This is a genomic window from Streptodolium elevatio (assembly GCF_040649515.1).
In the GTDB taxonomy this organism is placed as follows: domain Bacteria; phylum Actinomycetota; class Actinomycetes; order Streptomycetales; family Streptomycetaceae; genus Yinghuangia; species Yinghuangia elevatio.
Map to the genome: position 1 here is coordinate 13,508 of NZ_JBEZFP010000063.1, position 14,175 is coordinate 27,682.

Annotated in this window: 14 protein-coding genes; all 14 read left to right on the top strand. The window is 71.8% G+C overall.

Annotated features, from left to right (window positions below; translation table 11 throughout):
- Positions 1–603: 603 nt before the first annotated feature.
- The 14 genes from fabG (at position 604) to AB0C36_RS23325 (ending at position 14,108) form a co-directional block, all read left to right on the top strand.
- Positions 604–1,308 carry a 3-oxoacyl-ACP reductase FabG gene (gene fabG / locus AB0C36_RS23260; protein WP_358356912.1) on the top strand — a complete coding sequence of 235 codons (705 nt, stop codon included), beginning with the start codon at positions 604–606 and terminating at the stop codon, positions 1,306–1,308.
- Positions 1,309–1,357: 49 nt separating this feature from the next.
- Positions 1,358–2,506 (top strand): beta-ketoacyl-[acyl-carrier-protein] synthase family protein, encoded by a 1,149-nt coding sequence (locus AB0C36_RS23265; RefSeq protein ID WP_358356914.1) that lies wholly within the window; start codon positions 1,358–1,360, stop codon positions 2,504–2,506.
- Complete coding sequence (locus AB0C36_RS23270; RefSeq protein WP_358356916.1) at positions 2,503–3,045, top strand: beta-ketoacyl synthase chain length factor; 543 nt, start codon at positions 2,503–2,505, stop codon at positions 3,043–3,045. The genes AB0C36_RS23265 and AB0C36_RS23270 overlap by 4 nt, the downstream gene beginning before the upstream one ends.
- Positions 3,042–3,608 (top strand): hypothetical protein, encoded by a 567-nt coding sequence (locus tag AB0C36_RS23275; protein ID WP_358356918.1) that lies wholly within the window; start codon positions 3,042–3,044, stop codon positions 3,606–3,608. Before AB0C36_RS23270 ends, AB0C36_RS23275 begins: the two co-directional genes overlap by 4 nt.
- A gap of 31 nt (positions 3,609–3,639) precedes the next feature.
- A complete protein-coding gene (locus AB0C36_RS23280) occupies positions 3,640–4,281 on the top strand; it encodes a UbiX family flavin prenyltransferase (protein ID WP_358356920.1) in 642 nt (213 codons plus the stop codon).
- Positions 4,278–5,750, top strand: coding sequence for a UbiD family decarboxylase (locus AB0C36_RS23285; RefSeq protein WP_358356922.1), 1,473 nt, complete (start codon positions 4,278–4,280; stop codon positions 5,748–5,750). Before AB0C36_RS23280 ends, AB0C36_RS23285 begins: the two co-directional genes overlap by 4 nt.
- A 56-nt stretch (positions 5,751–5,806) precedes the next feature.
- A complete protein-coding gene (locus tag AB0C36_RS23290) occupies positions 5,807–6,283 on the top strand; it encodes an FAS1-like dehydratase domain-containing protein (protein WP_358356923.1) in 477 nt (158 codons plus the stop codon).
- Positions 6,267–6,692, top strand: coding sequence for a MaoC family dehydratase (locus tag AB0C36_RS23295; protein ID WP_358356925.1), 426 nt, complete (start codon positions 6,267–6,269; stop codon positions 6,690–6,692). The genes AB0C36_RS23290 and AB0C36_RS23295 overlap by 17 nt, the downstream gene beginning before the upstream one ends.
- A gap of 79 nt (positions 6,693–6,771) precedes the next feature.
- A complete protein-coding gene (locus tag AB0C36_RS23300) occupies positions 6,772–7,695 on the top strand; it encodes a beta-ketoacyl-[acyl-carrier-protein] synthase family protein (protein WP_358356927.1) in 924 nt (307 codons plus the stop codon).
- Between the two features lie 19 nt (positions 7,696–7,714).
- A complete protein-coding gene (locus AB0C36_RS23305; RefSeq protein ID WP_358356928.1) occupies positions 7,715–8,875 on the top strand; it encodes a C45 family autoproteolytic acyltransferase/hydrolase in 1,161 nt (386 codons plus the stop codon).
- Complete coding sequence (locus tag AB0C36_RS23310; protein WP_358356929.1) at positions 8,872–9,702, top strand: 4'-phosphopantetheinyl transferase family protein; 831 nt, start codon at positions 8,872–8,874, stop codon at positions 9,700–9,702. Before AB0C36_RS23305 ends, AB0C36_RS23310 begins: the two co-directional genes overlap by 4 nt.
- Complete coding sequence (locus AB0C36_RS23315; protein WP_358356931.1) at positions 9,696–11,369, top strand: class I adenylate-forming enzyme family protein; 1,674 nt, start codon at positions 9,696–9,698, stop codon at positions 11,367–11,369. Before AB0C36_RS23310 ends, AB0C36_RS23315 begins: the two co-directional genes overlap by 7 nt.
- Positions 11,370–11,431: 62 nt before the next feature.
- Positions 11,432–12,931 (top strand): phytoene desaturase family protein, encoded by a 1,500-nt coding sequence (locus tag AB0C36_RS23320; protein WP_358356933.1) that lies wholly within the window; start codon positions 11,432–11,434, stop codon positions 12,929–12,931.
- A gap of 19 nt (positions 12,932–12,950) precedes the next feature.
- Positions 12,951–14,108: a 2Fe-2S iron-sulfur cluster-binding protein gene (locus AB0C36_RS23325; RefSeq protein ID WP_358356935.1), complete on the top strand. Its 1,158-nt coding sequence runs from the start codon at positions 12,951–12,953 to the stop codon at positions 14,106–14,108.
- Positions 14,109–14,175 lie beyond the last annotated feature (67 nt).

Here is a 14,175-nt window from a genome sequence, read left to right on the forward strand (position 1 = left end):
GCTCCGTGACCGCCCGCCCGGGCCACCGGCTCGGGCGGGCCCCGGACCGACACGAGACGACCGACACGAAACAACGAGCTCGACACGACCAGCTCGACACGACCAACTCGACACGACGAACGCGAGCGACCGACACGACACGCCCGTATCGCGGCGGTCGTGGCAGGGCGGGGCCGGGTGTCTTCCGGCCCCGCTCGGCACGTTTCCGGACCACCGGGCACCGGCGGACCGGTACCAGGCGGCCTGCGGACGGATTCCGGGGGCGTACCAGGCGCACCCGGCCGCACCGAACGCCGACGCAGGCTCGACGCCGCACACACTGCGGTCACAGGTATACCCGGAGCGTGGTCGCCGGCTCGGGGCCAGTTTGCAGCACGGCCGACGGGCGAAGCACCCATATCCCCCTGTGCCTTGGGTGTGCCTTGCCCTACTGGCCCGTAATGAGGCAGCAGGAAGGCACAGCGCGAGACGTGGTGTTTCGGGTGCACTGGCGATGAGATTTGCCCATCCCCCGAAGGCGTACGAAACACCCGTGGGGGTGGGTTCTGCCCCACGGCGCGGACCGGGCCGCGCATCCCCGAGCGTCAGGCTGGAGACCTTCTGATGAGCCGTTCTGTCCTGGTTACCGGTGGAAACCGCGGAATCGGGCTGGCCGTGGCCCGGCGGCTCGGGGCCGGCGGCGACCGGGTGGCGGTGACCTACCGCTCGGGGCCGCCCCCCGAAGGCCTGTTCGGCGTGCGGTGCGACGTCCAGGACGCCGCCGCCGTGGACGACGCCTTCGACAAGGTCGAGGCCGCGCAGGGACCGGTCGAGGTACTGGTGACGAGCGCCGGCATCACGAACGACACGCTGCTGATCCGGATGTCCGAGGACGACTTCACCTCGGTGGTCGACACCAACCTCACCGGGACGTACCGGGTGGTCCGGCGCGCTGCGCGGCACCTGATGCGGGCCAAGGCCGGGCGCGTCGTCGTCATCTCCTCGACCGCGGCCATGAGCGGGGTCGTGGGGCAGGTCAACTACGCGGCTTCCAAGGCGGGTCTGATCGGCATGGCCCGCTCGCTCGCCCGCGAGCTCGCGCCGCGCGGGGTGACGGTCAACGTGGTCGCGCCGGGTCTCACCGACACGGACATGGCCGCCGCACTGACCCAGGGGCAGCGCGACAAGATCGTCGGCCAGATCCCGCTGGGGCGCATGGCCACCGCGGACGAGGTGGCCGTCACGGTCGCGTTCCTGGCCTCCGCCGAGGCCGCGTACATCACCGGCGTGGTCATCCCGGTGGACGGCGGCATGGCGATGGGGCACTGATGCGCTCCCCGCACCGAGATGACTCACTGGCGACGTCGGGAGGGTGCACGTGAACAGGCAATCCGGGCCACGTCGGGCCGGCAGGACGGTCGCCGTCACCGGGATGGCGGTGACCACCGGCTACGGGCACGGGGTCGACGCGCTGCGCGAGGGGATCTACTCCGGTGAGCCGGCCTTCGTCCCGGTGACCAGGTTCGACACCAGCAGGTACCGGGTCGGCGTCGCCGCCCAGGCCGACGCCGGACTCGACCTCGACACCGAACTGGTCCTGCTGACCGAAGAGGCCTGCAAGCAGGCCGGCCTGTCCGCGGACGAGCGGGCGGGCGCCCCCGTCGTGCTCGCCCGGCACGCCGACCCCGAGGTCTCCCGGCTGCCCCGGACCGAGCAGGAGTCGCGGCCCATCAGCGACACCGCGCAGCGACTGTCGGCCGCATGCGGGCTCGGCGGGGCCGGGCGTACGTACATCAACGCCTGCGTCGCGGCCAGCGCGGCCATGGCAGACGCGGCCGCGCTGATCTCCACCGGCCGACACGACCGGGTGGTCGTCGCCGGGGGCCACCTGGTCGACGCCGAATCCTTCACGACCTTCAACGCCGGCAAGGCGCTGGCGCCGGACGGGCGGCTCCGGCCGTTCAGCGCCGGACGCAAGGGGCTGCTACTCGGCGACGGGGCCGGGGCCGTGGTCCTGGAGGCGGCGGACAGCCGGGCCGGGCAGCGGCCGCTGGCGCACCTGACCGGCTGGGGCATGGCCGGCGACGCGCACCACGTCTGCCAGCCGCACCCGGAGGGGCTGGGCATGGCCCGGGCGATAGGCGCCGCATTGGACCGGGCCGGGCTGGGACCCGAGGACCTGGACTACGTCAACGCGCACGGCACCGGGACGCCGTACAACGACGCCGCGGAAACCGCCGCGCTGCACCGGGCGTTCGGCGAGCACGCGGAGCAAATACCGGTGAGCTCGACCAAGTCGATGCACGGGCACGCGCTGCAGGCCGCCGGGCTCGTCGAGTTCGTGATCTGCATGCTGGCCCTGCGGTCCGGAAGCCTGCCGGTCAATTCCGGCTACCTGGGTCCGGACCCCGACTGCCGCCTCGACCTCGTCCTCGACACCCCGAGGCAGCGGGACGCGCGACACGTGCTCAGCCTCAATGCCGCCTTCGGCGGTGCCAACACCGCGCTGGTGGTGAGTGCCGTATGACCGCGCCCGCGTCCTCGCTGACCACCCTCGCGCACACCGTCTGGCCCGCACCGGACGACGCCGAGGCGCCGAAGCTCCCGGGGTTCACCGCCTCGCCGTTCGGCCCGATCATCGCCCACGTGGCGGACCGCTGCCTGGGCGCCCACCACGGCGAGCACCCCGCGCCGCCGGAGCGCGGCGACCGTACCGCGATCGTCCTGGTCACCCGGCTCGGCGACATGGCCACCGAGGCCGCCGTCACCGGCTCGGTCGACTCCGGCAAGCCGGCCTCCCCGCTGCTCTTCTACCAGTCGGTGCCCAGCGCCGTGCTCGGCGTGGTGGCCGCGCGCTGGGGCCTCGGCGGCCCGGTGATCTGCATCAGCCCGGCCGGCGACGCGCTCGCCGACGGCATGGACCTGGCGCAGCTGCTGATCGAGGACGGCAGCGCCGACGACGTCCTGCTGGTCCTGGTCGAACTCGCCACCCGGGACGAGCAGCCGGACCGGGCCCGAGGCCTCCTGGTGACCGGCGGCGCGGCGGACGGCGGGGACGCGCGGTGAGCGAACCCTCCTCGGAACTCCCGGAGTCGACGGAGATCGAACTGCTGCGGCAGTTCTGGTGGCTGCACGACGCCCGGTGGTACCAGGCGGTGAAGGCCCGGTTCGGGCAGGACGCCGCCAACGAACTCAACGCCGAGGTCATGCAGTTCGTGGCCCGCCGCGTCGCCACGCTCTACGCGCGCTGCACCCGCCTGGACCTGTCCGGCCGGGACGGTTCGGCCAAGGACGTGGCCGGGGTCCTGGAGGCACTGGCCCGCCTGATGTTCGCCGACACGGTACGCCTCGAGTCGACCGACTTCGCCGACGACGGCACCTGGGACACGGTCGTCAGCGAGCACTACGCGCTGAAGATGCTCAAGGCCAGCCGCTCGCTGGAGAACTACGTATGCCCGTGCCTGGAGTTGCGCGGCGGCTGGTTCGAGGGCCTCGGCGTGGCGGCCGCCGACTCGGTCGTGGAGTGCAAGCGCGAGGGGTCGGCGGTCTGCCGGTTCCACGCCCGCCTCGGCCGGGACGACGGCCAGGGCCGGGAACACCCGACCACCACGGCGACGGCCGACAGCTGACCGCCCGGAGCAGAGGAGCGAGGTGCGAACGATGCGACTGGTCGTGGCCATCACCGGTGCCACCGGGGCGGTCCTGGGCGTACGCCTGCTCCAGGAACTGCGGCTGCACGAGGACGTCGAGACCCATCTGGTGATCAGCAGATGGGCCCGCTCGACGCTGACGGTCGAGAGCGGTCTGAGCACCGCGGAGGTGGCCGCGCTCGCCGACGCCGCGTACTCCCCCGACGACCAGGGGGCGGCGATCTCGTCCGGGTCGTTCCCGGTGGACGGCATGGTCGTCATGCCGTGCAGCATGAAGACCCTCGCCGCCGTCCGGATCGGCTACGCGGACGGCCTCGTCGCGCGGGCCGCGGACGTCACGCTCAAGGAACGACGCAAGCTCGTGCTCGTGCCGCGGGAGACCCCGCTCAACGACATCCATCTCGACAACATGCTCACGCTGTCGCGCATGGGCGCGGTGATCCTGCCGCCGGTGCTGACGTTCTACAACCGCCCTTCCGGCGTGGACGACATGGTCGACCACATCGTCTCCCGGGTCCTCGACCAGTTCGGGATCGCCGCGCGCCGCGCACGTCGCTGGCAGGGACTGCCGGACGCGAACCTCACCCCGACGGCCGACGGCCTCGAACGCCGCCCCGTCACCGCGAACACCACCCGGGGGACGACCTCATGAGCCACCTCGCCGACCTGCGCAGCTACCTCGACGCCCTGGCCGCCATCGGCGACCTGAAGACCGTCGACCGCCCGGTGAGTGCCGATCTGGAGGCCGCCGCGCACACCCGGCGCTCCTACGAACTACGGGCCCCCGCACCGTTTTTCACCAATATCGCGGACGACCGCATCGGGATGCGGATGTTCGGTGCCCCGGTCGGCGTCAGCTCCCGGGCGGACATGCCGCTGGCCCGGCTCGCGCTGTCGGTCGGGCTCCCGCCGACCACGGGGGCCGCCGAACTGGTCGACCATCTGGTGCGCACCCGCGACGCCGAACCCGTGCCGCCGCGCCCGGTGCCGGCCGCGGGTGCGCCGTGCAAGGAGAACGTCCTGCTCGGCGACGACGCCACGCTGGACCGCTTCGTGATGCCGCGCATCCACGAGAAGGACGGCGGCCACTACCTCAACACGTGGGGCGTCATCGTCGCGAAGACGCCCGACGGCTCGTGGAACAACTGGTCGATTACCCGGATCATGGTGCTCGACGGCAAGCGCATGACCGGTCTGGTGATCCCGCCGCAGCACCTCGGCCTGGTCTGGCAGGCCTGGGCGGAGCGCGGCGAGCCGATGCCGTACGCCCTGGTGCAGGGCGGCGCCCCCGCGATCCCCTTCGTGGCCGGCATCCCGCTGCCGCGAGGCGTCGACGAGGGCGGCTACATCGGCGCGTTGCAGGGCGCGCCCGTCGACGTGGTGCGCTGCGAGACCGTCGACCTCGAGGTGCCCGCGCACGCGGAGGTGGTGATCGAGGGGCACCTGTCGGTGGGCCGGGACAGCATGGAGGGCCCGTTCGGCGAATACGCCGGCTACGCGTCGAACCACACGTCCCTGCAACCGGTGTTCTCCGTCGAGGCGATCACCCACCGCGACGCGCCGATCTGGCCCATCGTCGCCGAGGGACGGCCCGCCGACGAGTACCACACCGTGACCGGCACCGGCCGGGCCGCGAACGCCCTGTACGGACTGCGCCGCGCCGGCCTGCCGGTCACCACGGTGTGGATGCCGTTCCCCGCCGCCATGCACTGGACGGTGGTGACCGTGCCGGACAACTGGCGCGCCGTCCTCCCCGGCGTGGACTCCGCGGAGTTCGTGCACCGGATCGGCGAGGTGATCCACAACAGCGGCGGCCCCAGCGCGATGATGCCCACCACGTTCGTGCTGGACGACGACGTGGACCCCTCCGACGAGGCCGACCTGCTGTGGGCGCTGGCCACCCGCCTCCACCCCCGGGACCGGCGCGAGGCGTGGGACACCGTCGTCCTGCCGTTCATGGCCTGTTACACGGACGAGGAACGCAAGGCGATGCGCGGTCCGGGCGTGCTGCACGACGGCCTGCTCCCCGCATGGGGCGAAGGGCGGCTGGACCACGCCTCGTTCGCCCAGGCCTACCCGGCCGAAATCCGGCGCAGGGTCGTCGACCACTGGGACGACTGACCGTGCCGGGCGACCGCTCTGCCCCGACCGACTTCCGAAGACGTTGATGGAGTGACATGGCGTTGAACCCTAGGTGCGTCGGCACGAAGTACCCGCCGGCGCACCCGTATCCGGTGGAATCCGAGACGATCCGGCGCTTCGCGGAAGCGGTGGGCGACCCCGCCCCCGTGTACACCGACCCGCAGGCCGCACGGGCCCTGGGCCATTCCGCCGTTCTGGCACCGCCGACGTTCTCCTTCGTCGTGGTGGCCCGCGCGATGCACGACGTGTTCGACTACCGGGATATCGGGTTCGATCCGACGTACGTCGTGCACGGCAACCAGCGGTTCGACTACACCCGGCCGATCCAGGCGGGCGACCGTCTGGTGACCACTCTGGAGATCACCGGCGCCCGCACCCTGCGCGGCCGCGACGTGCTGAGTTTACGGGCCGACCTCGCGGACGCGGACGGCGGGCACGTCGTCACCACGCACATGACCTTCGTCTCCATGAACGCCATGGAGGGCGGTGGCCCCGATGGCGATCAGCGCTGAGGACGCGGAGGTCGGCACCGAACTCCCGCCCAGGACGGTCACCCTCACCCGGACCGACCTGGTGCGGTACGCGGGGGCCTCCGAGGACTTCAACCCCGTGCACTGGAACCCCCGGGTGGCGCGCGAGGCGGGCATGTCCGACGTCATCGCGCACGGAATGCTCACCATGGCGCTGGCCGCCCGCACCGTCACCGACTGGGTGCGCGACCCGGGCGCGATCGTCGAGTACCGCACCCGCTTCGCCAAGCCGGTCGTGGTGCCCGACGACGAGCGCGGCACGGACGTCGAAATCCGGGGCCGGGTGGGCGCGTTGCTCGACGGCGGACGGGTCCGCGTGGACCTCGTGGTGACCAGCGGCGGCGCCAAGGTCCTCAGCGAGGCCCGCGCCGTCGTGCGGCTCGCGCCATGACGCACCGGACGCGTACCCCATGCGACCGACGGCCGGCGCGCCCCCCGTCCAACGGCGACCGGAACGGAAGAAACGACGGATGAGTCCTCCGGCCTATCTGCTCTCGCCCGGCTACGTCCTGGGCGAGACCGAGCAACCGCACACCGCCATCGAGCAGTTGGAGGCCCGGGTGGCGGGCTACGGCATCCCCATGGCGCCCCGGGCCTGGGGCTGGGGCAGCTACTTCCGTACCGACCGCACCCCGGTCGAGCTGGCGGTCGCCAGTGCCGAGACCACGCTCAAGGCGTCCGGTGTGCCCCGGAGATCGGTCGACGGGTTCATCGTGTGCACCACCGCGTTCCCGAGTTCGGTCGACGACCACGCCGGCCTCCTCGGCACCGTGCTGGGGGAACTCCGGCTACCCGCGGTGTCCTTCGCGTGCGGGATGACCCTCAACAGGTGCAACAACCTGCTCGCCGCCCTGCACGTCGCCCGGTCCCTGGTGGAGAACGGCAGCCTGCGCACCGTCCTCGTCGTCACCGCCGACCGCATCGCCGACGAGTCCGAACGCCTGGAGAAGTTCGCCCTGTTCAGCGACGGCGCGGCCAGCTGCCTGGTCAGCTCCGTCGAACAGGGGCCGGACGCCTACCAGTTCCTCGCCTCGGCCTCCGCACAGGACGCCGAGGTCATGGGGCAGCGCGACCAGATCGACCCCCGGCTCGCCGTCGCGGTCAACGACCAGCTCCAGCGCGCCACCGGCATCCCGCTGGAGAAGGTCGGCGCGCTGCTGCCCGCCAACCTCGTCCGGCCGCTGGTGACCCTCAAGGAGCGCCAGGCCGGCTTCACCGCACGGCAAGTACGCACGCAGAACATCGAACGTATTGGCCACTGCTTCGCCGCGGACCCGCTCATCAACCTCGTCGATATTGCCGCGTCGGGAGAGGAGGAGATCGATGAGCTGTTTCTGCTGGCCTCCAGCGTCCCCGGAGCCAGGCACGGGGTCCTGCTCCGAAAGATCGCGTGACGTCGAAGAGAGGTGTCGCATGGTGCCAGGGGTCGAGACGGACAACCCCGCCCGACCGCTCGACGCGCCGTACGCCCCCCGCCCCGGCGGCCAGGGCGACGTGCCGGGTGCCCTCGCCCCGGCACCGTTCCTGAAGCTGGCCGGCGACCCCTTCGAGCTCGGGCGGCAGCACGGCGCGGCCCGCGCCGCGGCGCTGCACGCCTTCCTCGACGACGGGCTCGCCCGGATGAACCATCTTCTGGACAACCGGATTTCGACGGCCGCGCTGCTGCCGATGATCTCGGCGTTCCGGACCGAGATCGAGGCGGCCACCCCCGACCTCGCCGAGGAGATCCGCGGTCTGGCGGAGGGCGCCGGCATCAGCCATCCGGAGGCGTTGCTGCTGCAGATGCGCCGGGAGATCGTCGGCTACCGCAGCACCAGCCGCCCGCAGGGCGACTGCACCACGTACGCGCGGGTGGCGAAGAACCCGCCGAACACCGTGCTGGCGCAGACCGTCGACCTCAACGGCAACCTCGACGACCAGGCCGGCGTCCTCTCGGTCCGCAAGGCCGGGGCGCGGCGCGAGGTCCTGGTGCTGAGCTTCGGCGGCCTGCTCGGCTACCTCGGGATGAACAGCGACGGCCTCGCCGTCGGCATCAACCTCGTCCTGGGCGGCAAATGGCGTGCCGGGATACCGCCTTACCTCGCGGTCCGGCACGTGCTGGACAGCGCCGGGTCGGTGGCGGAGGGCCTGGAGGTCCTGCGCGGGCTGAAGCTGGCGAGTTCCCGGTCGCTGATGCTGTGCGACCGGCGCGGTGCCGCGTACGCCGAGTTCCTGGACGGGCGCATGCAGGTGGTCGAGGGTGGCCGCCTGCTGCACACCAACCACTTCCTGCACCGGGAGTTCATGCCGTTCGACGAGCTGAACGTCTTCGCCAAGAACGGCTCGCTGCGCCGCCTGGAGGCGTGCGGGGTGCGGCTGAACGCCCTGCCGGAGACGGCTTCGCCGCAGGACCACCTGGACCTGCTGTCGACCCCGCCGATCTTCGTGCCGGACAACGGCGACATCCGCCGCGAACGCACCGTGGCGGTGGCGGTGATGCGCCCGGCGCACGGCGACATGCACCTGCTGGGCTCCCGGACCGCGGTTGCGCCGCAGGTCTTCCGGGTGGACGCGGCCGGAGGCGAGGGGGCATGACCGGTGGCGCGGAGAGCTGGCTGATCGACCTGCACGGGGCCGACGACGTATGGGACGACGCGGCGTGCCGCGGCGACCTGTCGCCGGAGGAGTCCCGCCGGGCCGCTCGCCTGCGCCCCGCGTCGGCGGTCACGTACGTCCGCTCCCGCTCGGCCGTCCGCCGCGTGCTCGCCCACGTGCTCGGCGGGTCCCCCGCGGACCTGCCGGTCGCCGCTGCCCCGAACGGACGCCCGGTTCTGCCGAACCACCCCGGAATGCACGTGAGTTGGTCGCGGTCGGCAGGCGTGCTGCTGGTCGCGATGAGCCGCGGGGGCCCGGTCGGCGCGGATGTCGAGGCCGTACGTCCCGTCAAGTCCCCCGGCCGGGTCCTGCGCACGTTCTACCCGGACACCGCCGCGCTGGGGGACATCGACGACCCCGAGGTGTTCCTGTCGGCGTGGACCCTGCTGGAGGCCGCGGTCAAGGCGACCGGGCGCGGGCTCGCCAAGGGCGCCGGCGACGTGCGGCTGCACCGGCCGCCGGGCGCGCGCCACTGCGCACTCCTCGGCATCGGCGCCGGCACCGGTGGTGCGCGGGAGTGGTCCGCCCGCACCGACCGGTTCACCCCACCCCGGTCCTCCGTACCGGTGATCACGGCGGTGGTGGTGCGGGGCGCCGCCACGCCCGACCGTCCCCATACCTGGCGCTTCCCGGGGACGGCGACCGCCGCAACGCCCCAGCCGCGCCGCCCGCGACCGCTCGCGAGCCGGCGCGGGCACGTCGGAGCCGGGTCCGACGCGGAACCGAACCGCCCAACGCTCGGACGATTGGAGATTGCGCAATGCTGATCAGTGACGAACTCCGCCGGAAGATCCTCGCCGACCGCTCCCTCGGTGCGGGCAACGTGGTGCACCGGCTTCCCGAATACGGGCGGTCCCTCGACGAGCAGGTCCTCTGGCTGGACGGCACCTGGCAGTCGCCCGCCGGCGACTACCCCGAGGTCCTGACCCTCGGCGACCTGCACGAGGTCGTCGAGACGTACGCCGGCTTCTACCGCCAGGCCGGGGTGCGGGCCAAGGACGCGGTCGCCATCGTGTCCACCTCGATCACCGACTTCGCGATCAACCTGATGGCACTGACCAGCCTCGGCGCGGTCGCGTCGCTGGTGAGCGCGCACATGCCGGCCGAGGTGCGCCGCGAGTACATCCGCCGCCAGCAGGTGACCGGCATCATGACGCGCGAGCCCTGGCACAAGGGGCTGCTGACGCACGTCGACGACGACCCGGCACCGAAGTTCGTCGCCATGCAGTCCGACATCACGCCCGCGCACCGCGCGCACCTGCCGGCCAAGTTCCCGTTCCGGCACACCCGCGTCGACCCGATCCTGATCTCGCACTCCTCGGGCACCACGGGCATCCCGAAGTCGGCGTACCACACCCACGAGACGCTGTTCCACGGCGCGCTCAGCCGGCTTTCGGACGGCCAGGACTGCAGCATCCGCAAGCGTCTTCTGGCACTTCCGGGCCACCACGTATCGGCGATGTCCAACACCCTGCTCGGGCTGCTGCTGGGCGCGCCGGTGGTGCACTACACCGACCCCAGCGGCAAGGCCGTCCTCGACGGGATCGAGAAGCACCGCCCGGTCATCGTCTTCGGCTTCACCCACACCTTCGCCGAGATGGCGGCCGAGGACCTGACGGACCGCGACCTGTCGTGCGTCGCGGCGTACTACGCGTCCGGCGACGCGGCACACAAGGTGCACATCCAGAAGCTGTTGGCGAAGGGCCGGAGCCCCTACACCGGCCGGGACCTCAAGCAGCACATCATGCCCGGCGCGATCTTCATCGACATGTTCGGCTCGACCGAGATGGGCTACGTGCTCTTCGACTACGTGCACCGCATCGGCGGGGAGAACGTCGGCCGCTGCATCGGCCGTCCGATGCGGTTCGCGGAGGCGGTCGCGCTGTCCGAGGACGGCGAGGTGCTCCCGCCCGGAGAGGTGGGCCGCCTCGGCGTGCGGTCGAAGTCGCTCACCCCCGGCTTCTGGAACGACAACGTCCGCTGGCACCAGCAGTGGCTGGGCGGCTACTTCCTGACCGGGGACCTGGTCTACCGCGACCCCGGGAACACCTTCTACCACCTGGACCGCACGTCGGACGCCATCCGCTCCAAGGACGGCTGGGTGTTCAGCGCGTACACCGAGGAGCTGCTGCTCTCCGAGTACGCCGAGATCCACGACGTCACGGTGGTCGGACTGGCGGACGAGGGCGTGCGGTTCGGCTGGGAGGACGAGGGCGTCGCGGAGACGTACGCGCTGGTGACCCTCGCCGCGGACGCCGCCTCGCCCGAGGACCCGACGGCCTGGATCAACGCCGCGCTGGCCAAGCACGGGCTGCCCGAGGTGGCCGGCGCGGTCATCGTCTCCGACGACAAGATCCCGGTCGGCATCACCGGCAAGGTCCTCAAGCGCATCGTGCGCGAGCAGGCCGGCGCGCTGGTCGAGGGCTGCCGCTGACCCGGACCGCACCACGACCGGCGGCCTCCGGCGCCGCCGCGGTCCCCCGAGGAAGGAAGGCAATGACCGACTACGACGTGATCGTCATCGGCGCCGGCAACGCCGGGCTGAGTGCGGCGGCCACCATGCAGCGCGGCGGCAGGCGGACGCTCCTGCTGGAGCGCCACAACGTCCCGGGCGGGGCGGCGCATTCGTTCGTCCGCGGCCGGTTCGAGTTCGAGGTGTCGCTGCACCAGCTGGCCGGCATGGGCGACGAGGGCGGCAACGGCCCGCTGCGTGCCGTCTTCGACATGCTGGACGTCACGAAGCGGCTGGAGTTCGTCGTCGACGACGACCTCTACCGCACGGTCGTCCCCGGTGTCCTGGACGTGACGCTGCCGGCCGACTGGCAGGGCGTCGTCGACACGCTCGACAGCCACTACCCCGGCAACCGCGCCCAGCTGACGCGCTTCATGGAACTGGTCCGGGACACCGGCGTCTGGCAGCTGGTCGCCCGCGCGAACCTGCACAAGATGCAGGAGCAGATCGAGTGGCTGTCGGGCATGTCCGACGTACGCCGCTACGGGTTGAAGTCGTTCCAGGCGGTGCTGGACGAGTTCTTCACCGACGAGCGGTTGAAGCACGTGCTGGCCTCGTACTGGAGCTACAACGGCCAGACGGCGTCGGTGTGCGCGTTCATGGACCTGGCCCGGCTGCTGACCCTGTACATCGAGTACAAGCCCTACCAGGTGGTCGGCGGCAGCATGTCCATGTCCTCGGCCATGCTGGCGTCCTTCCTGGAGGCCGGCGGCGAGGTCAAGTTCAACACCGACGTGTCGAAGATCGTCACCCGCGGGGGCGCGGCGGCCGGCGTGCGGCTGGCCGACGGCACGGAGATCTCGTCGAGGATGGTGATCTCCAACGCACCCACCGTGACGACGTACACGCGGATGCTCGACGACGGCGTGGTGCCCGACCGGGTGCTCAAGGACCTGCGGGGCCGGGCCCTCGGCCCGTCCGCGACGGTGCTCTACCTCGGGCTGGACGCGCCGGCCGCCGAACTCGGCTTCCTGACCTCGACGAGCTTCATCACCGCCGACCTCGACGAGGGCAACCTCGACCGGGCCAACCGCACCCTGGAGCCCGCCCGGTACCTGGTCGCGACCTGCTACGACGTCCGGCCGACCGGCTACGCGCCACCCGGCGCCTCGCAGGTCGCACTCGCCTCGCTGCACTACGGCGCACCGTGGGAGGCCCTGGCGCCGGAGGAGTACGCCAGGACGAAGTTCGCGTACGCGCAGTCCCAGCTCGAACTGCTCAAGGCCATCGCCCCCGGCGTGCGGGACGTGATCGAGGAGGCCGAGGTCTCCACACCGCTCACCTTCAAGCGCTATCTCAGCCAGCCCGCCGGCACCATCTACGGCTTCGACCAGGACATCTCGGACAGCTGGCTGTTCCGCAACGAGGATCTGGCGCCGAACGTGCCGGGCCTGGTCTGCATCAGCAACTGGACCGGCGCGGGCGGCTACAACTCGATGATCGTCATGGCGGCCCGGGTGTGCCAGCGGATCTTGTCCATGTAACCCCAGAACGGAGTCGGATATGACAGCCAATCCGCTGGCCCTGTTGTTCGACGGGGCCGACGACGTGCTCGCCGCGATGCGGCGGCGGGAGGAAGCCGGGGAGGTGGACCACCCGGCGGACGCCTGGGGCGACCTGGAACCGCTCCATCCGCGCCGGCTGGACCTCACCGTCGCCGAGGTCGTCGACGAGACCGTCACCACCAAGACCTTCAGGCTGCGCAAGACCGGCGGCGGGCCGCTGCCGCCGTTCCTCGCGGGGCAGTACATCAACCTGCACGTCCAGGTCGGCGACGTCCGGACGAGCCGCGCGTTCTCCATCTCGTCGTCGCCCAACGCCCGCGAGCACTACGACCTGACGGTGCGCCGGCTGCCCGGCGGACGGGTCAGCAACCACCTGCTCGACACCACCGAGGCCGGGGACCGCTTCACCAGCGGCGGGCCGATCGGCACGTTCTTCCACGACCCGCTGTACCACGGCGACGACCTCGTCTTCCTGGCCGGCGGATCCGGTGTCGCCCCGGCGATGAGCATGATCAAGGACATCGCCGACAACAACCTGGCCCGCCGGATGACCCTGGTGTACGGCTCCCGCCGCGCCGACGACGTCATCTTCCGCGAGGAACTGGACGAACTGGCCGACCGGCTCCCCGGCCTGACCGTGCACCACGTCATCGCCCAGCCCGGCCCGGACTGGACCGGGGCGGTCACGCCGCTCGACGGGAAACTGATCACCTCCCTGGTGGGCCCGCTGGCCGGCCGGATGACCTACCTGTGCGGCCCACCGGGCAAATACGAGTTCCTGATCGACGAGTTGACCGCGCTCGGGCACCCGCGCCGGCGCATCCGGTACGAGGACAACAGCGTCGCGGTGCAGCCGGGCGACGACCCGCGCTGGCCCGCGGACCTCGACCCGGCCGGCACGGTGTCCGTCACGGTCCGCGGCCGCAAGACGTTCGCCATGCCGCGCGGCCAGAACATGCTCGAGGCACTGGAGGACAACGGCATCCCCCAGGAGCCGTCGTGCCGCTCCGGCGAGTGCTCGCTGTGCCGGGTCCGGGTCTGCTCCGGCGAGGTCTTCCACGCCCAGGAGGCCAAACTCCGCATGGCCGACACGAAGTTCGGATTCGCACACAGCTGTGTCGCCTACCCGCTCACGGACGTCGAGATCGACGTCTGACGCGACCCGTCGGGGCGTCGCCCGTCAGCGGGCCGATCGCCGGGCCGATCACCGGGCCCGTCTCCGC

Bases quoted from the DNA above. Each gene is read 5' to 3' on its own strand.
- fabG (WP_358356912.1), top strand. From the start codon at position 604: ATGAGCCGTTCTGTCCTGGTTACCGGTGGAAACCGCGGAATCGGGCTG.
- AB0C36_RS23270 (WP_358356916.1), top strand. From the start codon at position 2,503: ATGACCGCGCCCGCGTCCTCGCTGACCACCCTCGCGCACACCGTCTGG.
- AB0C36_RS23280 (WP_358356920.1), top strand. From the start codon at position 3,640: ATGCGACTGGTCGTGGCCATCACCGGTGCCACCGGGGCGGTCCTGGGC.
- AB0C36_RS23285 (WP_358356922.1), top strand. From the start codon at position 4,278: ATGAGCCACCTCGCCGACCTGCGCAGCTACCTCGACGCCCTGGCCGCC.
- AB0C36_RS23290 (WP_358356923.1), top strand. From the start codon at position 5,807: ATGGCGTTGAACCCTAGGTGCGTCGGCACGAAGTACCCGCCGGCGCAC.
- AB0C36_RS23295 (WP_358356925.1), top strand. From the start codon at position 6,267: ATGGCGATCAGCGCTGAGGACGCGGAGGTCGGCACCGAACTCCCGCCC.
- AB0C36_RS23300 (WP_358356927.1), top strand. From the start codon at position 6,772: ATGAGTCCTCCGGCCTATCTGCTCTCGCCCGGCTACGTCCTGGGCGAG.
- AB0C36_RS23305 (WP_358356928.1), top strand. From the start codon at position 7,715: ATGGTGCCAGGGGTCGAGACGGACAACCCCGCCCGACCGCTCGACGCG.
- AB0C36_RS23310 (WP_358356929.1), top strand. From the start codon at position 8,872: ATGACCGGTGGCGCGGAGAGCTGGCTGATCGACCTGCACGGGGCCGAC.
- AB0C36_RS23315 (WP_358356931.1), top strand. From the start codon at position 9,696: ATGCTGATCAGTGACGAACTCCGCCGGAAGATCCTCGCCGACCGCTCC.
- AB0C36_RS23320 (WP_358356933.1), top strand. From the start codon at position 11,432: ATGACCGACTACGACGTGATCGTCATCGGCGCCGGCAACGCCGGGCTG.
- AB0C36_RS23325 (WP_358356935.1), top strand. From the start codon at position 12,951: ATGACAGCCAATCCGCTGGCCCTGTTGTTCGACGGGGCCGACGACGTG.